The following is a 19,084-nucleotide window of genomic DNA, read 5'->3' as shown; positions in this document are numbered from 1 at the left end:
GCGGGCCTCCGGCGGATGCGAAAAACTAGCACTGGTAGTTATTTGCGCATCCGACGGTACGGGCCATGGTGCCGCGCGGCAAGGGTCACCGCCGCGCGGCGGGGCAGGGACGCCCGGGAGGAGAGCCGGGTCAGCGGCCGGAGCTCGCCGGGGCGGGCTCGCTGCTGCCGCGGCCGGCGCCCTCACCCGGGGCGGGCTCACCGTCCGCCTCCGCCCGCTCCGTGGAGTCCGCCGCCCGGCGCGGCAGCCGCAGCGCGATCCCGGCGCCGACCAGCAGCAGCACGGCGCTGGCGACGAGGGTGACGTGCAGCCCGCGGACGAAGGAGTCCCGGGCGGCCTCCCGCAGGGCGGCGCGGGCGGCTCCGCCCAGACCGGCGGCGACCTTGTATGCCTCGCCGAGGGAGTGCGCCGCCGAGGCGGAGGCCCGCGCGGGGACACCGTCGACGTGGTTCAGGCCGGGGGCGTAGGCGGCGTTCATGACGCTGCCGAGCAGGGCGACACCGATACCGGCGCCGAGTTGGTAGGAGGTCTCGCCGATCGCGGCGGCACCGCCGGACTGTTCGGCGGGCGCCTCGCTGAGCATCGACTCGTAGGCCCCGAACAGCGTGGACTGGAAACCGAAGCCGAGCAGCACAAAGCCCAGGGACAGCAGCCAGGGGCGGTCCTGAGCGCTCATCGCGGTCAGACAGAGCACCGCGACGGCGGTCAGCACGAAGCCGAGGGAGACCATCGCGCGCGGCCCCAGGGCCTGAAGCATCTTCGAGCCGGTGAGGCCGGCGGCCATCGCGGCGAAGACCAGCGGCAGCATCCGCAGCCCGGTCTCCAGCGGGCTCAGTCCGAGCACCAGCTGGAGGTACTGAACGGCGATCAGCTGAAGGCCCACCAGGGCGAGCATGGCCAGCACGATGCAGCCGACGGAGGTGCCGAACGCGGGCCGGGCGAACAGCCGCACATCGATCAGCGGGTCCTTGCGGCGGCGCTGGCGGCGGACGAAGAGGACCAGCAGCAGGACGCCGAGGACGATGGGCAGCAGCGTGGTCGGGCCCACCACGGCCGCACCGCTGCCGATCCGCTTCACGCCGAGGACGATCCCGAGCACACCGAGCGCCGCGACGATCGCACCGATCACGTCCCAGGGGCCGTTGCGCTCCCCGCGCGACTCCGGCAGCAGCCACCGTCCTATCAGCAGCATCGCGGCCATCATCGGGATGTTGATGAGGAAGACCGAGCCCCACCAGAAGTTCTCGACGAGGAAGCCGCCGAGGACCGGGCCGACCGCGGCACCGACCGCGGCCACCGCGCTCCACACACCGATGGCGACCGCGCGCTCGCGCCGGTCGGGGAAGACCTGACGCAGGATCGACAGCGTGGCCGGCATGATCATGGCGCCGCCGATGCCGAGCAGGGCGCGGGCCACCATCAGGATCTGCGGATTGGGCGCGAGCGCGGCGGCGGCCGAGGCCAGGCCGAAGAGGCCGTAGCCGAGGAGGAGGACGCGGCGGCGCCCGACGCGGTCGCCGAGGGTGCCGAAGAGGATCAGCAGCGAGGCCGCGATCAGCGGATAGACGTCGACGATCCAGAGGAGCTCGACGGGTCCCGGTCGCAGGTCCTCGGTGACCGAAGGCACGGCGACGTACAGGATCGTGGTGTCCAGCGCGACGAAGAGCAGGCTGACGCAGAGCACGATCAGCACGGTCCAGCGGTTCGCACCACCACGTGTAAGCCGGGGAACACCAGCCGTCCGTCCACTGCCGGACGCGGTCGTCCCGGACATGCAGCACCTCCAGTCATGCTCTCGCGGCCACGGAACAGGGCGCGAAAACGCCCCGGGCGAACCGGCGGCACGGGCGAGTTAAGACGCTCAGACTACGCGAGTCCCGTGGCGTGCCGCGTGGCTCACCTCACGATGAGACGCTCATCGCAGCGCCATGCGTTCCCCCACCTGCCGTCGGCAGTCGTTCTTCGGCCACCTGGATAATCGTCCCGATGAACGATCTTGCCTCCGCCGCCGTTCCCGGCCGGACCCCGTACGACGTATCCGTCGTACGGGCCGCGCTGTGCCGGGCCGCGCCCGCGCTGCTGGCGTATGCGGCGATCCGGCTGCTGGGCCTCGTGGCCCTCGCCCTCTGGTCGGCGGCCGACGGCAAGAACTGGCACACCCTGCTGACCGCCCGCTGGGACGCGCTCTGGTACACCCGGGTCGCCGAGCAGGGCTACGGCTACACCGTCACGCTGGCCAACGGCGAGGTGCACTCCAACCTCGCCTTCTTCCCGCTGCTCCCCTGGCTGGAGCGCGGACTGTCGGCGCTCACTCCGCTGTCGCCCGCCGACGCGGGACTGCTGGTGGCCTGGCTGACGTCACTGGGTGCGGCCTGGGCGCTGTACGCGACGGGGGAGCGGCTGCACGGGCCGCGGGCCGGGGTCGCGCTCGCGGCGCTGTGGGCCGCGCTGCCGGTCGGGATCGTGCAGTCGATGGCGTACTCGGAGGCGCTGTTCACCGCGCTCGCGGCCTGGAGCGTGTACGCCGTGCTGACCGGGCGCTGGCTGTGGGCGGGGCTGCTGGCCTCGCTGGCCGGGCTGACCCGGCCGGTGGGCGCGGCGGTGGTGGCGGCCGTGTGGCTCACCGCGGCGGTGACGCTGTGGCGGGAGCGGGCCGGCGGGGCAGGGCTGCGCACGGCCGCGCGCCGGCACCCGGGGATGCTGCCCGGTGTACTGCTCGCGCCGCTCGGCTGGTGCGGCTTCTTCCTGTGGGTCGGCGCGCGGCAGGGCTCGTTCAGCGGCTATCTGGACGTCCAGGAAGGCTGGGGCAACGGCTTCGACGGGGGGCTCGCGTTCGGCACCTTCGTGTGGCACCAGCTGTCGGGGCCCGCGTTCGCCGCCGGACTCGCCCTGGCCGTCGGCGTCGGGCTGGTTGCCTGGCTCTACGTGCACGGGATCCGGCAGGGGCAGCCGCTGGCGCTGGCGGTCTACGGCGGGGCGGTGCTGCTGCTCGCGCTGACCGCCAAGGGCTACTTCGGTTCCAAGCCCCGGCTGATGCTGCCGGCCTACCCGCTGCTGCTCCCCCTGGCGGCGGCGCTCGCGCGAAGACGCCCACTGTGGACCTGGCTGGCCGTCGGGGTGGCGGCGGCGGGCTCCGCGGCCTACGGGGCCTTCTGGCTGAATGGTTCGGGCCCGCCATGACTCCCTGCCACCACTCCACGTGACCGGATGAGTCCACTCCGTAACCGCCCCGTGAGGAAACGTCACGCTACCCGTGGGCGAATAGCCGATAAACCCCGGAGGGGAAAAGCGGATAAGGCGCTCAGGGTGACGACACGCGCATGCGGGGAGCCGATTGAGAATCGCCGGGAATTCGCTTCCAAATCCCTGTGCCGAAGCCTCGATTGAGACACATTCCACATCACATCGTCATTACAAAGCGCACAGTTTGACCAAGCACCTACATCACACGCGGTAACGTCGATTGAGTGCGTACCGATGACAAGCTCGACCAGATGGAGGAGCGCCCCACCGATCGCGTTCGACCGCCCAGCATGACCCGGACCCGCATGTGGCTGTTCTGGGGCACCCTGGCGGTCTATTTCGCGATCGTGGCCGGGGTGCTGGCCACTTCATGGCTGGTCACGTTCGACTGGCAGGTCATGTTCTTCCGGCCCTACAAGCAGTGGCCGGAGATCCATGCCTTCCTCGACTACTTCGTGGTGCTGGGGCAGCGCGGACCGACCGCGGTGGCGGTGGCCGCCTGGCTGGGCTGGCGCTGCTGGCGGCAGCGCAACCTCCACCCGCTCCTGGTGCTCGGCGCCTCACTGCTGCTGCTGAACATCACCGTGGGCGCCGCCAAGCTCAGCATGGGCCGGCTCGGCCCGCACTACGCGACCGTGGTCGGCGCCAACGAGATGTGGCTGGACGGCGACATATTCCCCTCGGGTCACACCGCGAACGCCGTGGTCACCTGGGGTGTGCTGGCCTACCTGGCGACCACCTCGCTGCGCCGCCGCACGCTGTCGCTGATCGCCGCGCTGGGCGCGCTGGGCGTCGGCATGACCACCGTCTACCTCGGGACGCACTGGGTCAGCGATGTGCTGCTCGGCTGGGCCGCGGGGCTGCTGGTGCTGCTGGCGATGCCCTGGCTGGAGCCCGCGATCACCTGGTTCGAGGACCGCCTGATGGGCGTCCTGCTGCGGCTGTGGCTGCGGCTGCGCCCCGATTCGCTGCGCGGCCCGCTGCCGGCCGGCGCGCCGGCCCCGGGACTCTCCCGGCAGCGCATCGCCTCCGACGGCGAGGTCCTCGTACGCGAGACGATCTCCGCCGGGACGGGCGGCCGCTCGGCCACCGGGCACACCCCGGACGGCTGGCCGCACCACCCGTCGCGCCCGTATTCCATCCGCTCGGAGCGCACGCCGGCCAACCCGGCGGGCAGCCGGCGGCCGCCGCACGCGGACCGCGTCCCGCGCACCACGCCGCTGAGCCCGACGTCCGGGCGCGGCCGCAACGGGAGCGGCTGACCGCCCCACCAGCCGCGGGGCCGGTACGCACACACCTCAACCCCGCACCGAAGGCCCCGGCCGCTCCCAGGAGCGGCCGGGGCCTTCGTCGTCGACCGCCGGGGTCAGCCCTGCCAGGTGCGGTGCACCTCGCCGTCCTTGACCTCGAAGTTGAGCCGGCCGGCCAGGTACTCCATCGTGATGATCGCGCCCGGCGGCAGCGAGCGGACGGTGGTCCAGCCGCGCGCTCTCGCCTGCTCCTCGGCGTCCTGCTGCGCGAGACCGACATACGCCTCGATGTCGTCCTGGGGGTTGTCGGGGAGGTTCGGTACGTCCATGACAGCCACCGTAGGCGCCCGCGACGGCCCGTGGAAGGCCCGCCCTCGCACGCCCCGGTGACTTCCCGGTCCGGCATTGGTCACACTTGTGTCACAGCGAACGTTCGCGCGTTTGCCGGAACTTCCGTCACCCGTACGCGCCGCGTGACGGCGCAACCGGGTGGAAAATTAATCGGCCGGAATTCCGTCTTGATCGAAGACGGAACGGACGCAGTCAGTCCGGTCAACGCGACGCGCCGTCCGAAAACAATCCCCGGCAGTTCCGGATTTGCATTACCCGACGCTCTTTATCGGCCGACCGGAAATTAGCCAACGAGACACACTCCGCACACATTTCCCGCACATCGCCCATCGCCTCGCTTACCGGGCCCCGCGCTCTCCCGGCCCCGCCGTCCACCGCCCCGCCGTCCGAGGCCGACTGGATGCCACCGGAACGGACCGGAGCGCCCTCTCGCCCTGCGTCCGCCGCGCGAGCATCATGTCCCGGGCCCCAGTCCACCTTCGACGAACGAGGTGCAGCGGATGGTTACGGACACCGACCGGGCGCACATCCGGCCCTCCAGGGCGCGGCGCCCCGGCTCGGTGCTGGTGGACTGGCTGACCACCACCGACCACAAGAAGATCGGGCACCTCTACCTGATCACCGCGTTCGGGTTCTTCCTGGTGGGCGGCCTGCTGGCGATGGTGATGCGCGCCGAGCTGGCCCGCCCCGGGCTCCAGATCATCAACGCCGAGCAGTTCAACCAGGCGGTGACCATGCACGGCACGATCATGCTGCTGCTGTTCGCCACGCCCGCGTTCGCCGGTTTCGCGAACGAGATCATGCCGCTTCAGATCGGCTCCCCCGATGTGGCCTTCCCGCGGCTGAACATGCTCTCGTACTGGCTCTTCCTCTTCGGCGGGCTGATCGTGCTGGGCAGCTTCCTCACCCCGTTCGGCGGCCCGGCCTTCGGGTGGACGGCCTACGCCCCGCTCAACTCGATGGTCCGCTCCCCCGGCATCGGCGCCGATATGTGGATCATGGGGCTGGCGCTGGCCGGATTCGGCACGATCCTCGGTGCCGTCAACTTCATCACCACGATCATCGTGCTGCGGGCGCCCGGCATGACGATGTTCCGGATGCCGGTGTTCACCTGGAACGTGCTCTTCACTTCGATCCTGGTGCTGATGGCCTTCCCGGTGCTGGCGGCCGCGCTGCTGGTGCTGGAGGCGGACCGGCAGTTCGGGGCGGTGGTCTTCGACGCGCAGTGGGGCGGGGCGCTGCTGTGGCAGCACCTGTTCTGGTTCTTCGGCCATCCCGAGGTCTACATCATCGCGCTGCCGTTCTTCGGCATCATCACGGAGATCATCCCGGTCTTCTCCCGCAAGCCGATCTTCGGCTACGTCATGCTGATCGGCGCGACGATGGCCATCACGGCGCTCTCGGTGATGGTCTGGGCGCACCACATGTTCGTGACCGGGGCGGTGCTGCTGCCGTTCTTCTCCATCATGTCGTTCCTGATCGCGGCGCCGACCGGGGTGAAGTTCTTCAACTGGATCGGCACCATGTGGCACGGCTCGGTGTCGTTCGAGACGCCGATGCTCTGGTCGATCGGGTTCCTGGTGAGCTTTCTGTTCGGCGGGCTGACCGGCGTCATCCTGGCCTCACCGCCGATGGACTTCCACGTCACCGACTCGTACTTCGTCGTCGGCCACTTCCACTACGTCGTCTTCGGGACGGTCGTCTTCGCCACCTACGCGGGCTTCTACTTCTGGTGGCCGAAATTCACCGGCAAGATGCTCGACGAGCGCCTGGGAAAGATCCATTTCTGGACGCTGTTCGTCGGCTTCCACGCCACCTTCCTCGTCCAGCACTGGCTGGGGGTGGAGGGCATGCCCCGGCGGTACGCCGACTATCTGGCCGCCGACGGCTTCACGGCCCTGAACTCGTTCTCCACCATCGGCTCCTTCCTGCTCGGGCTGTCCACGCTGCCCTTCCTCTACAACGTCTGGAAGACCACCCACTACGGCGCCAGGGTCACCGTGGACGACCCCTGGGGCTTCGGCCGGTCCCTGGAGTGGGCGACCTCCTCACCGCCGCCCCGGCACAACTTCACGACCCTGCCGAGGATCCGCTCCGAGTCCCCGGCTTTCGATCTGCACCACCCGGAGGTGGGGAAGCAGCCGGTGGTGGTACCAGCGCCCGATCCAGCCGGTTCCTGACCTCCCGTACCTTGTCGAGCAGCTCCGGCGGCTCACGGACCTCGAAGTCGAAGCCGGTCAGCACGATGTGCAGCACCATCAGGTCGAGGCTGTGTGCCCCGGTGCGCAGCAGACAGTGCTGCTCGTCGACCGCTTCGAGCACCCCGGCCGCCGGGCTGATCCGCGCCGCGGCCTGCTCCAGGGAGGCATGCAGCAGCACGGTGGCCCGCATCGCGTAGGCCCGGGTGGAGATGCCCTGGGAGACATAGGCGGCGAGGTCCTCGGCCGGCGGCGGACGGGGGTCGAAGCGCGGCCCGTGCGGCGGGGTGGGGGTGATGCGGTCGGCACGGTAGGTGCGCCAGTCGTCGCGGTCCACGTCCCAGGCGACGAGGTACCAGTGGCGCCGGGCGCAGACCAGGCGGAGCGGTTCCACGGTGCGGCGGGAGGCCGTGCCGTCATGGGTGGTGTAGTCGAAGCGGAGCCGCCGGCTGTCCCGGCAGGCGTGCGCGAGCTCGGTGAGGGTGTGCGGATCCACCCGGGGCCCGCCCGCGTCGAGGATCGGCACGGTGAAGGCGGTCAGCGCCCCGACCCGGCGCCGCAACCGGTGCGGCAGCACCTGCTCCAGCTTCGCCAGCGCCCGTACGGATGCCTCCTCGATGCCGTCGACACCCCCGGCCGCCGCGGTGCGCAGCCCGACCGCGACCGCCACCGCCTCGTCGTCGTCCAGCAGCAGCGGCGGGAGTTCGGCGCCCGCGCCGAGCCGGTAGCCGCCGGCCGTCCCCGGCGCGGAGTGGACGGGGTAGCCCAGCTCGCGCAGCCGGTCGATGTCCCGGCGCACCGTGCGCGGGGTGACATCGAGCCGGTCGGCGAGCTCCGCGCCGGACCACTCCCGGTGGGCCTGTAGCAGGGAGAGCAGGCGGAGCAGACGTGCCGAGGTCTCCAACATGGCCCGAGTTTCGCAGCCTTTGCGGACAGCTGCGGTCCTCGATGCGGGACCGGGACCGCAGCCGGTGCCCCGTCAGTCCTCGGCCGGCCCGGCGACCCGTAGGGCCAGGTCGTTGTCGAGCGTGTAATACGGGCCGATCCTGAGCTCGCCCGCGGCGGCCGGCACCGGCAGTGCCGGGTAGCTGAACACCTGCTTCTTGTCGGCGACATCGTCCAGGAGGCGGGCGATCCGCACCGGCCGGGCACCGTCGGCGAGCCGCAGCCACAGGTCCCACGGCTCGCTGCCGCGCTCCCACCGGCCGGCCAGCTCCGCGTAGGGCAGCGTGAAGGTGAAGTCCGCGCCCTCGACGGTCAGCGGGACGGTGACCGGGGCCGCTGCCGTGTCCGGGGCCGCCGGATTACGGCGCGCACGGGCCTCCGCACGGGCGCCGGCGGCCGGGACGGCACCGTAGAGCCGGCCGGAGACCGTCATGCCGTCGGGCGCGACGAGGATGTCACCGGCCTCGGCGTGCGGGCCGCGCAGCCAGCTGCGCAGGGCGAGGTTGCCGAACTTCGTCGCATACGGGATGCGCACCCCGAGCCGGCCGATGCCCGCCAGCGGCCGGCGGTCCACCAGCGACCGCAGATCGTTGACGCCGGGCAGCAGACGCCGGGGGTCCCGGCCGTCGCCGAGGTCGGCGTAGGCGTTCCAGCGGCCCTCGGCGAGCGCGACGGTGCTGGGCAGTACGGCGCGCAGCCGGCCGGCGCCGTTCGGCCCGAGCGGCAGCCGTACCTCGTCGTCCGCGCCGTCGCCGCCGCGCAGCCGCAGTACCAGCGCCGCGCTCCAGGTGGTGTGGGTGTCCTGAGGGGCGTTCAGGTCGAAGGTGAGGCCGCCCGCGGAGTCCGCGATGCAGTCGGCCCGCAGCTCCACCGGAGCCGCTTCGCCGCCCCGCTCGCCCGGCCGCCCGGGCCCCTCGGGCCCGGTGCTCGCCGGAACCATGGGTTCCTGATCGATGGCGGACGACTCCTTCGTCTCGTGTCCGGTCACGGTCAACTGGCTCGACGCCGTCATACCGTCCGCACCCCTCTCATGGCGGCGCGGGCCGCGTCCTTGGTGGCGTAGGCGCCGCTGAGCAGGGCTCCGCGGGCGCGATGCAGGCTGCTGTGCCATCGGCTGTCGCGCCTGCGGGCGAGCAGCTCCCCGAAGAGCGCCTCATAGCGCCCGGCGACGGTGGCGGGGTCGAAGCGCGCCGACGAGGCCAGCGCGGCCACGCCCATCCGCTTGCGGGCGGCATCGTCGTTGATCAGCGTCAGCAGCGAGGCGGCCAGCGCGTCCGGATCGCCGACCGGCACCAGCTTGCCGTCCACCCCGTCGTCGATGATCTCGCCCGGCCCGTGCGGGCAGTTGGTGGCGACGACCGGCAGACCGCAGCGCATGGCCTCGACGATGGTCATCCCGAAGGACTCCAGGCTGGAGGAGACCGCGGCGATCGAGCCCTTGGCCCACTCCGGCTCCAGAGGGTTGGCCGGGCCCATCAGGAAGACGTGGTTGTACAGGCCGAGTTCGTCGATCAGGGCGCGCAGCCCGGCCTTCTCGGCGCCGCCGCCGTAGATCCGCAGCCGCCAGTCGGGACGCTCGGCGGCGACCTGGGCGAAGGCACGTATGAGCACGTCATAGCGCTTGACGCGGGCGAGCCGGCCGGCCGCGACGACCCACTTGCCGCTGCCGTCGGCGGGCGCGACAGCGGGCGCCGGCACGCTGTTGGGCACCGCCTCGACGCGCACGCCGGGCAGCCGCAGCGTCCGGCGGTAGGCGCCGGCATCGGCCTCGGTGACGGTGGTGACCGCGTCGAGGCGCGGATAGGCGCCGCGCAGCGCCAGCTTGAGCGCCCGGTTGTGGGTGTCCAGGGTGAGGTGCTCCTGGCCTATCCGCACCGGGCCGCGGCGCGCCTGCTTGGCGATGTGCACATTGAGGCCGGGCCGGGTGCCGACCAGCACGTCCGCCTCCGTCCGGCGCAGATGCTGGGCGATCCGGCGGTCGGTGAGCTCGCTGTACTGGTCGTAGCGGCCCTCGGCGGCGGGGAAGACCCGGGCGGGACGGGCGTGTTCGGGATCCGCGCCGTCATGGCCCGGACTGCTCTCCCTGAGGTCGACGAGATGCCGCAGCGAAACACCGGAACCCAGGTCGAAGACCGGGTCGTCGCGGTGGCGCAGCACGGACACGATCTCGACGTCATGCCGTTCGGCGAGCGTCCGGGCCAGATTGAACGTCGTCCGGATCGTCCCCCCGATACCGTAGGCATTGTGAATCAGGAATGAGATGTGCATCCGTCCCCGTGTCCCCTGGTCTTCCGGTCTCCCCCTGGGCCACTTCGCACTCCCCTCCTGATGGTGCGAGGCGGCCCCCTGCACTAGAGAAGGACCGCGGAACGGGGATCCGGGTTGGGCCTTTCGCCAACTTGTTCCAAAAGAGTTAGTTCATCGGTAGCTGCCCCATGGAACCCGCGGGCCACAAATCCCCTCCACCCCGCAGGAACCGGAGGCGTCCGCCGAGCGCCGCTCACCCCGGCCCGGCGGCCTCGCCCGCTCCCGCACCGGCGGCGCACCAGGAAAATCGCTGGCCGCCGCCCATCCCACGCGTCACGCTGACCCCATGGATGAATCAACCATCGATGACAACGCCGTGTCCGCATTCGTGGAGCAGGGCTTTCTCCGTGTGGAGGGCGCGTTCTCACCCGAGGTCGCGGCGGAGTGCCGGGAGATCATGTGGCGGGACATCCCGGGTGAGCCCGGCGATCCGGCGACATGGAAGGACCCCGTCGTACGGCTCGGCTACTACGGGCAGGAACCCTTCCGGGCCGCCGTCAACGCGCCCCGGCTGCGCGCCGCGTACGACGCCCTCGCCGGACCGGGACGCTGGGCGCCGCGCGGCGACCTCGGCACGTTCCCGGTGCGGTTCCCCAGCGACGACGAACCGGGCGACGACGGCTGGCACATCGACGCGAGTTTTCCGGGGGCCGATCCCGCCGACTTCATGTCCTACCGGGTGAACGCCGCGTCCAGGGGCCGCTGGCTGCTGATGCTGTTCCTGATGTCCGACGTGGGCGACGACGACGCGCCCACCCGCATCCGTGCCGGCTCCCATCTGGACGTCGCCGCGCTCCTCGGACCGGAGGGCGAGGCCGGGTTGTCCTTCATGGACCTCGCCGCGCGCGCCGTGCCCGCCACCGAACACCGCCCGCTCGCCCTGGCCACCGGCCGCGCCGGTGACGTCTACCTCTGTCACCCGTTCCTCGTGCACGCCGCACAGCCCCACCGGGGCACCGCGCCGCGCTTCATGGCCCAGCCGCCACTGCTCCCCAGGCCGGGTGCGGACCCCAGGACCGAACGGCCCGACGGGGACTACTCACCGGTGGAGCTCGCGATCCGGCGCGGTCTCGGCTCCTGACGCCGTCGGGCCGGCCGTTCAGGGCAGGCCCTAGGGGAGCCGCAGCCGGGTGCCGATCGACAGCCGGTTCGGGTTCTGGCCGATGGTCGATCGGTTGGCCTTGTAGAGCGCCTCCCAGCCGCCCCTCACCCGGTACTTGCGCGCGATCTCGCCGAGCGTCTCCCCGCGCCGTACGACATGGGTCCGGCTCTTGGCGGTCAGCCCGTAGCGCCGGGCGCACTCCGGCCAGGCGCCCCAGCCCTGGGCGGCCTGGACCTTCTTCGCGATCTCGATCTGCTCCTCACGGGAGGCGAGGTCGGCCCGCGGCGCGAAGGCGAGGCCGCCGAAGTCCTCCCAGGTGGGCTGGTGGAACTGGAGCCCACCGTAGAAGGAGTTACCGGTGTTGATGTGCCAGTCACCGCTGCTCTCGCACTCGGCGAGGCAGCCCCATGGCCACTGGTCACCGGCGCAGGCGTGCGAGCCCTTGCCGGCGCCGTCCGGCCCGTCGGCGGCGGCGCCCCCGGACAGGCCCAGGACCAGGGCAGCGGCCGCCGCGGTGAGCAGCCCGACGGATCCCACGAGGCGCCGTGGCGCCGAAGAGTTGTCCGACATAGCCGGTGACGGTAAGCAGCCCTCCGCCGCTGACCAGCGTGCCACGCCCTCGGCCTCCCGGTCCCACCCGGTCCGGCGTACGGAACGCCGCCGACTGCGCCAAGTTCTGCGCAAGAGTTGGCGTTAAGTGACCGCTTGTGGGGCGGCTTTCCGTGATTTTCCGCTGTGCGGCGATTGGTTCGATTCTGTTCCCGTCCTCGCGTGACTCCTGCCGCAGGTCACCCGTTGTCCTTGTACGAGCCGGGAGACCACCCGGCAGACGCACAGAGATCGAGGAGCCACCCGTGCCGCGCATGCTCGACGTCAGCGACGACGTTCGCGCCGAGATCGGCGACGAAGAAGCCGACCGCCTGCTGGCCGGTGGCGACGCCCCCGGCAGCTACGACTGCACCTCCTGCCGGACCCCCGGAGACAGCGACCAGGAGCGCACCAGCACCGTCCTGTTCGTGGGCGAGGAGACCGCGGTGCTCGCGTTCGCCCATGCCACCTGCATCCCCTCGCAGGTCGTCCCGGTCTCGGAGGAGCAGCTCCAGGGAGCCGTGCGCTCCATCACCGGAGAGGACGCCGCCCCCCGCACCCCCGGATCGCAGCCGTCCCCGGCCGTTCCGGTCCCCACCACACCCCGCCAGGCGACCCTCGGGATCACCTGCGGTCTGGTGCTCGTCGAGGCCGACCTGCGCCCGGCCCTGGTGGTCGAGCCCGACGGCCCGATCGCCCGTCCCGGCTCGGTCGGCCCGGACGACGACTTCCTGCCGCTGCTCCTGGAGCAGGGCTTCCACCCGGTGACGGACATGAACCAGCTCCCCGGCCCGAACCCGGGCTGGTCCGCGCTGCTGGCCATGGGCAAGCTGCACGCCGTCCTCCAGCCGGGCAACTCCGGCCAGCAGTCCGCCTGGTGGCAGGCCCACCAGCCGCTGGCCGTCTCGGACGGCTGGCGCACCGCGGCCAACAAGGCGCAGTCCGTGGTGCTGTACGCCGCGCCCTCCGGCACCATCGGCCACCAGCCCCGTGAGGACCTGATGCGGCAGGCCCTGGAGGACGCCGCGGCGAAGGGCGCCCTGGTCGCCGCGGAGATCCCGCTGGCCGGCACCTGATACCCCAGCAGCCCCGATCGCGGGGGCAGGACCGCCGATCCGGCCGGTCATGCCCTCGCGATCAGCCATTTCCGCAGGAAAGCCGCATCCCGCGGCCATCGGGGTCGTTGGCACAGACGTGCACGCATACGACCCCTCCGTTCCCGCCCAGTACACCCACCCGATCCCCGGCATGCGCCCGTCGCGCGACCACGGGACGACGCACACCGCGGATCACGGCTCGGCGACGCCGATCTATGACGCGCTGTACGCCGAGTGGCGCCGCAGCTTCCGGGCGCTGCCCGGGGACCGTACGGACGAACCGGAGATCCCGGAGGCACTGCGCGGAAGCTGGAGCGGTACGCCGGGCTCCGCGGGTCACTGGGAGGTCGTGAGCCGGCAGCCCTACCACCGGCAGGGCCCGGCGGCGTTGCCCCCGGCACAGCGGGACTCCCGGCCGCGCGGACACTGAGCCGTCCGCCCGGCCGGAAACCGCCGCTACTTCTTCTTGCTGCGCTTCTCGCGCACCCGCACCGAGATGTGGATCGGCGTCCCGTCGAAGCTGAACTCCTCCCGCAGCCGCCGCTCGACGAAGCGGCGGTAGCCGGCCTCCAGGAAGCCGGAGGCGAAGAGGACGAAGCGCGGCGGCTTGGTGCCCGCCTGGGTGCCGAAGAGGATGCGGGGCTGCTTGCCGCCGCGGATCGGGTGCGGGTGGGAGGCGACGATCTCACCGAGGAAGGCGTTCAGCCGCCCGGTGGGGATCCGGGTCTCCCAGCCGGCCAGCGCGGTCTCGATCGCCGGGACCAGCTTCTCCATGTGCCGGCCGGTGCGCGCGGAGACGTTCACCCGCATCGCCCAGGGGATCTGCACGAGGTCCCGCTCGATCTCCCGCTCCAGGTAGAAGCGGCGCTCCTCATCGAGGGTGTCCCACTTGTTGTAGGCGATGACCAGGGCGCGGCCGGCCTCCACGGCCATCGTGATGATGCGCTGGTCCTGGACGCTGATGGACTCGGACGCGTCGATCAGGACGACGGCGACCTCGGCCTTCTCGACGGCCGCCGCGGTGCGCAGCGAGGCGTAGTAGTCGGCGCCTTCCTGGAGGTGCACCCGGCGGCGGATACCGGCGGTGTCCACGAACTTCCAGGTCTTGCCGGCCAGTTCGATCATCTCGTCGACCGGGTCGCGGGTGGTGCCGGCCAGCTCGTTGACGACCACCCGCTCCTCGCCGGCGACCTTGTTCAGCAGCGACGACTTGCCGACGTTCGGACGGCCGATCAGCGCGATCCGGCGGGGGCCGCCGAGGGCCGTGCCGAAGGTCTGGGCGGGGGCCTCGGGCAGCGCCTCCAGCGCGGCGTCGAGCATGTCGCCGGTGCCCCGGCCGTGCAGCGCGGAGACCGGGTGCGGCTCGCCGAGGCCCAGCGACCACAGCATGGCGGCGTCGGCCTCACCTGACGGGCCGTCGACCTTGTTGGCGACCAGGACGACGGGCTTGCCGGCCCGGCGCAGCAGCTTGACGACGGCCTCGTCGGTGTCGGTCGCGCCGACCTTGGCGTCGACGACGAAGACGACCGCGTCCGCGGCCTCGATGGCGAACTCGGCCTGCATCGCCACGGAGGCGTCGATGCCGAGGACGTCCTGCTCCCAGCCGCCGGTGTCGACGACCTTGAAGCGGCGGCCGTTCCAGTCGGCCTCGTAGGTGACCCGGTCGCGGGTGACGCCCGGCTTGTCCTCGACGACCGCTTCCCGGCGGCCGATGATGCGGTTCACCAGCGTCGACTTACCGACATTGGGGCGGCCGATGACGGCGAGGACGGGCAGCGGACCATGGCCGGCCGCGGCGATGTCACCCTCGACCTCCTCGAGATCGAAGCCCTCCTCCGCGGCGAGCTCCATGAACTCCGCGTACTCGGCGTCGCCAAGCGCACCGTGCTCGTCGCCGGTAGGGGTGTGGTCGTTCATGAAGTCCGTTCCTCGTTCATCATCGGTGGGCCGCTGGTCCGCGACCCACTACTCAAGTGTGGTTCAGCGCCCGGTCAGGCGCCTGGCCTCTGCCAGGTGGGCGGTCAGCCGCTCCTGGATCCGTACGGTCGCCTCGTCGAGCGCCTTACGGGTGCGCCGCCCGCTGTCGTCCCCCGCCTGGAAGGCGTCGCCGAAGACGACATCCACACGGGAGCGCAGCGCCGGCACGGCCGACGACAGCCGGCTGGGCCGGTCCTTGCCGCCGAGCACCGCCACCGGCACGACCGGGGCCCCGGAGCGCACCGCGAAGTACGCCAGGCCCGCCCGCAGCGAGGCGAAGTCGCCCTCGCCGCGGGTGCCTTCCGGGAAGATCCCCAGCACGCCGCCGTCCGCCAGCACCCCGAGGGCGTCGGTGATCGCCTTGCGGTCGGCGGTGTCGCGGTCCACCTTCAGCTGCCCGATGCCCCGCAGGAACGGGTCCAGCGGGCCGACGAAGGCTTCCTTCTTGATCAGGAAGTGCACCGGCCGCGGCGCGGTGCCCATCAGCATCGGGCCGTCGATACCGTGCGAGTGGTTGACGGCGAGGATCACCGGGCCGGCGGACGGCACCCGCCAGGCGCCCAGCACCCTCGGCCGCCACAGCCCGTACATCAGGCCGATGCCGATCCGGCGGCCGACCGCGGCACGGGCCGCGCTCGGCGCGCTGCCGCTGTCGGTCACCGGGCGACCCGCCCGGCCTTTTCGGCGCCGGCGCCCTCGATGAGAGTGACCACACACTCGATGACCTGCTCCAGGGTCAGCTCGGTGGTGTCCACCTCGACGGCGTCGTCCGCCTTGGCCAGCGGGGAGGTCTTGCGGCCGGAGTCGGCGGCGTCGCGCTTGATCAGCGCCTCGCGGGTGGCGGCCAGGTCCCTGGCCTCCTTGCCCTTGAGCTCGCCGCTGCGGCGGGCCGCCCGCGCCTCGGGGGAGGCGGTGAGGAAGACCTTGAGGTCGGCGTCGGGCAGGACGGTGATGCCGATGTCCCGGCCCTCGACGACGATGCCGCGCGGCGCCTCGGCGGCGATGCTGCGCTGGAGGTCGGTGATCAGGGTCCGCACCTCGGCGACGGCGCTGACCGCGCTGACCGCGGCGGTGACCTCCTGGGTGCGGATCGGGCCCGCGGCGTCCAGGCCGTCGACCGTGATGGTCGGGGCGGCCGGGTCGGTGCCGGAGACGATCACGGGCTTGGCGGCGGCGTCGGCCACCGCGGTCGCGTCATTGACGTCGATCCCGTTGGACAGCATCCACCAGGTGATCGCGCGGTACTGGGCACCGGTGTCGAGGTAGCCGAGGCCCAGCTTGGCGGCGACAGCCTTGGACGTGCTGGACTTGCCCGTGCCTGCGGGGCCGTCGATGGCGACAATCACTGCTGCCGGGGCGGTCCGAGCGGCGGTTTCCACGGTGACGAACACCTTTCTTGTACACGGGGCGGGGGTCCAAGGGCCATAAGGGCCTCGGACAAGGTTACTGGCTCACCCGCACGGTGCCGTCCACGGTGTCACTGCCGGATCGACCAGCCCCGCTCCCGCAGCTCCGCGGTGAGCACCGGCACCGCCTGCGGCTCGACCATGAGCTGGATGAAGCCCGCCTGCTGGCCGGTGGCGTGCTCGATGCGGACGTCCTCGATATTGACCCCGGCCCGGCCGGCGTCGGCGAAGATCCGGGCCAGCTCACCGGGCTGGTCGCCGATGTAGACGGCGACGATCTCGTAGAGGGCCGGGGCGGCGCCGTGCTTGCCCGGCACCCGCTCCCGCCCGGCGTTGCCGCGGCGCAGCACGTCCTCGATCCCACCGGCGCCGCTGCCGCGCTTGTCCTCGTCGGCGGACTCCAGAGCGCGCAGGGAACGCACCGTCTCGTCGAGATCGGCGGCGATCTCGGACAGCACATCGGCGACCGGGCCCGGGTTCGCGGACAGGATGTCGATCCACATCGCCGGGTCGGAGGCCGCGATCCGTGTCACATCCCGGATCCCCTGGCCGCAGAGGCGTACGGCGGTCTCGTCGGCGCCCTTGAGGCGGGCGGCGACCAGGCTGGAGAGCAGCTGCGGGGTGTGCGAGACGAGAGCGACCGCCCGGTCGTGCGCATCCGCGTCCATCACCACCGGGACGGCCCGGCACAGCGCGACCAGCTCCAGCGCGAGATTCAGCACCTCGATGTCGCCGTCGCGGGTCGGGGTCAGCACCCAGGGGCGGCCCTCGAAGAGGTCGGCGGTGGCGGCCAGCGGGCCGGAGCGCTCCTTGCCCGCCATCGGGTGGGTGCCGAGGTAGCCGGCCAGATCGCGGCCCATCGCCTCCAGCTCACGGCGCGGGCCGCCCTTCACGCTGGCGACGTCGATGTAGGCACGGGCCACCCCGCGCCGCATCGCGTCCGCCAGGGCCGTGGCGACATGGGCCGGCGGCACGGCCACGATGGCCAGATCGACCGGGCCCGGCGGCGCCTCGGCGGTACCCGCACCCAGCGCGGCGGCCGTCAGGGCCTGGGCCTGGTCATGGTCCTCCAGGAACACCTGCACACCCCGCGCGTTGAGCGCGAGCGCGGCCGAGGTGCCGATCAGGCCGGTACCGATGACGAGTGCGGTCCTCACTGCGCGATGTCCTTCCGCAGCGCCCCGGCCGCGCCGAGGTAGACATGGGCGATCCCGGCCCTGGACAGATCGGTCTCGACATGGGCCAGCACCCGCACCACGCGCTCCATGGCGCCGGTGATGTCCAGCTCCTGGGCGCAGATCAGCGGGACGTCCGTGATGCCCAGGGCCCGCGCGGCGGCGGCCGGGAAGTCGCTGTGCAGATCGGGGGTGGCGGTGAACCACACACTGATCAGGTCGTCCGCGCGCAGCTCGTTGCGCTCCAGAATGGCGGTGAGCAGCGCGCCGACCTGCTCCTGCATGTGCTCCGCGTCGTCCCGCTCCAGCTGGACGGCCCCGCGGACCGCTCGTACCGCCACGTCACTGCTCCCCTGCGTTATGTGCCGCGTCACGCACCTGTGCGCGCACTGATCAGCGTAACCAGCCGCACGGACAATCCGTACGGCGACGGCAGGACCGGCGGCACGGGACGGCGGTCCGCGCACCCCGCGACCGCCCGTACACCGACGGTGGCCGGGCCCCCGGCCGGCCGGCAAACGGCCCGCCGAAACCTGGTGACACCGTCCCCTCCCGCCAGCGACAATCGCCGCCATGTCCGAAGCCGCCGCAGATCACTCCCTGGTCACCGAGCACACCGTCTACGCCTGTGTGATGGGCTCGCGCGCCTTCGGTCTGGCCACGGAGAACAGCGACACCGACCGCCGCGGGGTGTTCCTCGCCCCCACCCCGCTCTTCTGGGGCTTCGAGAAGCCGCCGACCCATGTGGAGGGACCGCGCGAGGAGGAGTTCTCCTGGGAACTGGAGCGGTTCTGTCAGCTGGCGCTGCGCGCCAACCCCACCGTCCTGGAATGCCTGCACTCCCCCCTCGTGGAGCGCATCGACGCCACCGGCCGGGAACTGCTCACACTGCGCGAGGCGTTCCTCTCCCGGCAGGTCCACCGCACCTTCGCCGGCTACGCCGGCGGTCAGCTGAAACAACTGCGCGCCGACGTACGGCAGCACGGCGCGCCCCGCTGGAAGCACGCCATGCATCTGCTGCGGCTGCTGGCCTGCTCCCGCGATCTGCTCCGCACGGGTGCGCTCACGCTGGACGTCGGCCCCGACCGGGAGCGGCTGCTGGCGGTTCGCCGCGGCGAGGTGCCCTGGAACACGGTGGAGCGCCGGATGGCCCGCCTGTCCGAAGAGGCCGAGGCGGCGGTCTCCGGCTCCCCCTTGCCGGCCGAGCCCGACCGGGCGCGGGTGACGGACTTCTTGTTCCGCGCGAGGCGCGCGTCTGCGCTTGCTTGACCTCCCACGTTTTTGGCGTTCTCGCCGTGGGGGTTGCTCGCCGTTTGTTGCCCGCTTGCGCGGTGCACCCGCCGTTGCGCCTGCGGCGGGCGGTGCCGCTGCGCGGGGCTGTCGGGGTGCGGTGACGGGCCTGCGCGGGTGGGGTGTGCCGGACTGCTTCGCTTTACGTCCGGCAC

Annotated in this window: 18 protein-coding genes; 7 read left to right on the top strand and 11 right to left on the bottom strand. The window is 71.9% G+C overall.

Annotation, left to right across the window (positions count from 1 at the left end; translation table 11 throughout):
• Nucleotides 1-130: 130 nt before the first annotated feature.
• Nucleotides 131-1,774, bottom strand: a complete 1,644-nt coding sequence (locus ACFWJW_RS23720) for an MFS transporter (RefSeq protein ID WP_387244791.1) — start codon at nt 1,772-1,774, stop codon at nt 131-133.
• 212 nt (nt 1,775-1,986) lie between these two features.
• Here ACFWJW_RS23720 and ACFWJW_RS23715 point away from each other — a divergent pair, with 212 nt between their 5' ends.
• Entirely contained in the window at nt 1,987-3,180 is a 1,194-nt protein-coding gene (locus ACFWJW_RS23715; protein WP_387244788.1) for a hypothetical protein, read from the top strand.
• Nucleotides 3,181-3,467: 287 nt separating this feature from the next.
• The gene (locus tag ACFWJW_RS23710; protein WP_387244786.1) at nt 3,468-4,505 is read left to right on the top strand and encodes a phosphatase PAP2 family protein; all 1,038 of its coding nucleotides are present in this window, start codon (nt 3,468-3,470) and stop codon (nt 4,503-4,505) included.
• A gap of 104 nt (nt 4,506-4,609) precedes the next feature.
• Here ACFWJW_RS23710 and ACFWJW_RS23705 read toward each other — a convergent pair whose 3' ends face one another.
• Entirely contained in the window at nt 4,610-4,822 is a 213-nt protein-coding gene (locus ACFWJW_RS23705) for an I78 family peptidase inhibitor (protein ID WP_018087928.1), read from the bottom strand.
• A 522-nt stretch (nt 4,823-5,344) separates the two neighbouring features.
• Between ACFWJW_RS23705 and ctaD the strand changes: the two genes are divergently transcribed.
• A complete protein-coding gene (ctaD, locus tag ACFWJW_RS23700; RefSeq protein ID WP_387244782.1) occupies nt 5,345-7,024 on the top strand; it encodes a cytochrome c oxidase subunit I in 1,680 nt (559 codons plus the stop codon).
• On the opposite strand, the gene ACFWJW_RS23695 is transcribed toward ctaD, so the two are convergent.
• The 3 genes from ACFWJW_RS23695 to ACFWJW_RS23685 form a co-directional block, all read right to left on the bottom strand.
• On the bottom strand, nt 6,915-7,949 hold the full coding sequence (locus ACFWJW_RS23695) for a helix-turn-helix transcriptional regulator (RefSeq protein ID WP_387244779.1): 1,035 nt from the start codon (nt 7,947-7,949) through the stop codon (nt 6,915-6,917). The two genes, ctaD and ACFWJW_RS23695, sit on opposite strands and share 110 nt — an antisense overlap.
• Before the next feature lie 72 nt (nt 7,950-8,021).
• The gene (locus tag ACFWJW_RS23690; protein WP_387244776.1) at nt 8,022-8,999 is read right to left on the bottom strand and encodes a hypothetical protein; all 978 of its coding nucleotides are present in this window, start codon (nt 8,997-8,999) and stop codon (nt 8,022-8,024) included.
• Nucleotides 8,996-10,255 (bottom strand): glycosyltransferase family 4 protein, encoded by a 1,260-nt coding sequence (locus ACFWJW_RS23685; protein ID WP_387244773.1) that lies wholly within the window; start codon nt 10,253-10,255, stop codon nt 8,996-8,998. The genes ACFWJW_RS23690 and ACFWJW_RS23685 overlap by 4 nt, the downstream gene beginning before the upstream one ends.
• Before the next feature lie 325 nt (nt 10,256-10,580).
• On the opposite strand from ACFWJW_RS23685, the gene ACFWJW_RS23680 reads away from it, so the two are divergent.
• A complete protein-coding gene (locus ACFWJW_RS23680) occupies nt 10,581-11,375 on the top strand; it encodes a phytanoyl-CoA dioxygenase family protein (RefSeq protein WP_387244770.1) in 795 nt (264 codons plus the stop codon).
• 30 nt (nt 11,376-11,405) lie between these two features.
• On the opposite strand, the gene ACFWJW_RS23675 is transcribed toward ACFWJW_RS23680, so the two are convergent.
• Complete coding sequence (locus ACFWJW_RS23675; protein ID WP_387244767.1) at nt 11,406-11,966, bottom strand: transglycosylase family protein; 561 nt, start codon at nt 11,964-11,966, stop codon at nt 11,406-11,408.
• Between the two features lie 284 nt (nt 11,967-12,250).
• On the opposite strand from ACFWJW_RS23675, the gene ACFWJW_RS23670 reads away from it, so the two are divergent.
• Nucleotides 12,251-13,060, top strand: coding sequence for a hypothetical protein (locus tag ACFWJW_RS23670; protein ID WP_387244764.1), 810 nt, complete (start codon nt 12,251-12,253; stop codon nt 13,058-13,060).
• Nucleotides 13,061-13,178: 118 nt separating this feature from the next.
• A complete protein-coding gene (locus ACFWJW_RS23665) occupies nt 13,179-13,511 on the top strand; it encodes a hypothetical protein (RefSeq protein WP_387244761.1) in 333 nt (110 codons plus the stop codon).
• A gap of 26 nt (nt 13,512-13,537) precedes the next feature.
• Here ACFWJW_RS23665 and der read toward each other — a convergent pair whose 3' ends face one another.
• The 5 genes from der to aroH all read right to left on the bottom strand — a co-directional run bounded on the left by der (nt 13,538) and on the right by aroH (nt 17,980).
• Complete coding sequence (gene der, locus ACFWJW_RS23660; protein WP_387244758.1) at nt 13,538-14,998, bottom strand: ribosome biogenesis GTPase Der; 1,461 nt, start codon at nt 14,996-14,998, stop codon at nt 13,538-13,540.
• A gap of 63 nt (nt 14,999-15,061) precedes the next feature.
• Nucleotides 15,062-15,718, bottom strand: a complete 657-nt coding sequence (locus ACFWJW_RS23655; RefSeq protein WP_387244755.1) for a lysophospholipid acyltransferase family protein — start codon at nt 15,716-15,718, stop codon at nt 15,062-15,064.
• The gene (gene cmk / locus ACFWJW_RS23650) at nt 15,715-16,449 is read right to left on the bottom strand and encodes a (d)CMP kinase (protein ID WP_387244752.1); all 735 of its coding nucleotides are present in this window, start codon (nt 16,447-16,449) and stop codon (nt 15,715-15,717) included. The genes ACFWJW_RS23655 and cmk overlap by 4 nt, the downstream gene beginning before the upstream one ends.
• 86 nt (nt 16,450-16,535) lie before the next feature.
• Nucleotides 16,536-17,621 (bottom strand): prephenate dehydrogenase, encoded by a 1,086-nt coding sequence (locus ACFWJW_RS23645; protein WP_387244749.1) that lies wholly within the window; start codon nt 17,619-17,621, stop codon nt 16,536-16,538.
• On the bottom strand, nt 17,618-17,980 hold the full coding sequence (aroH, locus tag ACFWJW_RS23640) for a chorismate mutase (protein ID WP_042157464.1): 363 nt from the start codon (nt 17,978-17,980) through the stop codon (nt 17,618-17,620). The genes ACFWJW_RS23645 and aroH overlap by 4 nt, the downstream gene beginning before the upstream one ends.
• Before the next feature lie 232 nt (nt 17,981-18,212).
• On the opposite strand from aroH, the gene ACFWJW_RS23635 reads away from it, so the two are divergent.
• The gene (locus tag ACFWJW_RS23635) at nt 18,213-18,908 is read left to right on the top strand and encodes a DNA polymerase beta superfamily protein (RefSeq protein WP_387244745.1); all 696 of its coding nucleotides are present in this window, start codon (nt 18,213-18,215) and stop codon (nt 18,906-18,908) included.
• Nucleotides 18,909-19,084 lie beyond the last annotated feature (176 nt).

It is taken from the genome of Streptomyces sp. NPDC127097 (genome assembly GCF_042724075.1).
Lineage (GTDB): Bacteria > Actinomycetota > Actinomycetes > Streptomycetales > Streptomycetaceae > Streptomyces.
This window is presented reverse-complemented; position numbering and strand designations above follow the sequence as displayed.

Coding starts and splice junctions, on each gene's coding strand:
- ACFWJW_RS23675 (WP_387244767.1), bottom strand. CDS start 11,966: ATGTCGGACAACTCTTCGGCGCCACGGCGCCTCGTGGGATCCGTCGGG.
- ACFWJW_RS23635 (WP_387244745.1), top strand. CDS start 18,213: ATGTCCGAAGCCGCCGCAGATCACTCCCTGGTCACCGAGCACACCGTC.
- ACFWJW_RS23720 (WP_387244791.1), bottom strand. CDS start 1,774: ATGTCCGGGACGACCGCGTCCGGCAGTGGACGGACGGCTGGTGTTCCC.
- ACFWJW_RS23690 (WP_387244776.1), bottom strand. CDS start 8,999: ATGACGGCGTCGAGCCAGTTGACCGTGACCGGACACGAGACGAAGGAG.
- ACFWJW_RS23680 (WP_387244770.1), top strand. CDS start 10,581: ATGGATGAATCAACCATCGATGACAACGCCGTGTCCGCATTCGTGGAG.
- ACFWJW_RS23715 (WP_387244788.1), top strand. CDS start 1,987: ATGAACGATCTTGCCTCCGCCGCCGTTCCCGGCCGGACCCCGTACGAC.
- ACFWJW_RS23695 (WP_387244779.1), bottom strand. CDS start 7,949: ATGTTGGAGACCTCGGCACGTCTGCTCCGCCTGCTCTCCCTGCTACAG.
- ctaD (WP_387244782.1), top strand. CDS start 5,345: ATGGTTACGGACACCGACCGGGCGCACATCCGGCCCTCCAGGGCGCGG.
- ACFWJW_RS23705 (WP_018087928.1), bottom strand. CDS start 4,822: ATGGACGTACCGAACCTCCCCGACAACCCCCAGGACGACATCGAGGCG.
- ACFWJW_RS23685 (WP_387244773.1), bottom strand. CDS start 10,255: ATGCACATCTCATTCCTGATTCACAATGCCTACGGTATCGGGGGGACG.
- der (WP_387244758.1), bottom strand. CDS start 14,998: ATGAACGACCACACCCCTACCGGCGACGAGCACGGTGCGCTTGGCGAC.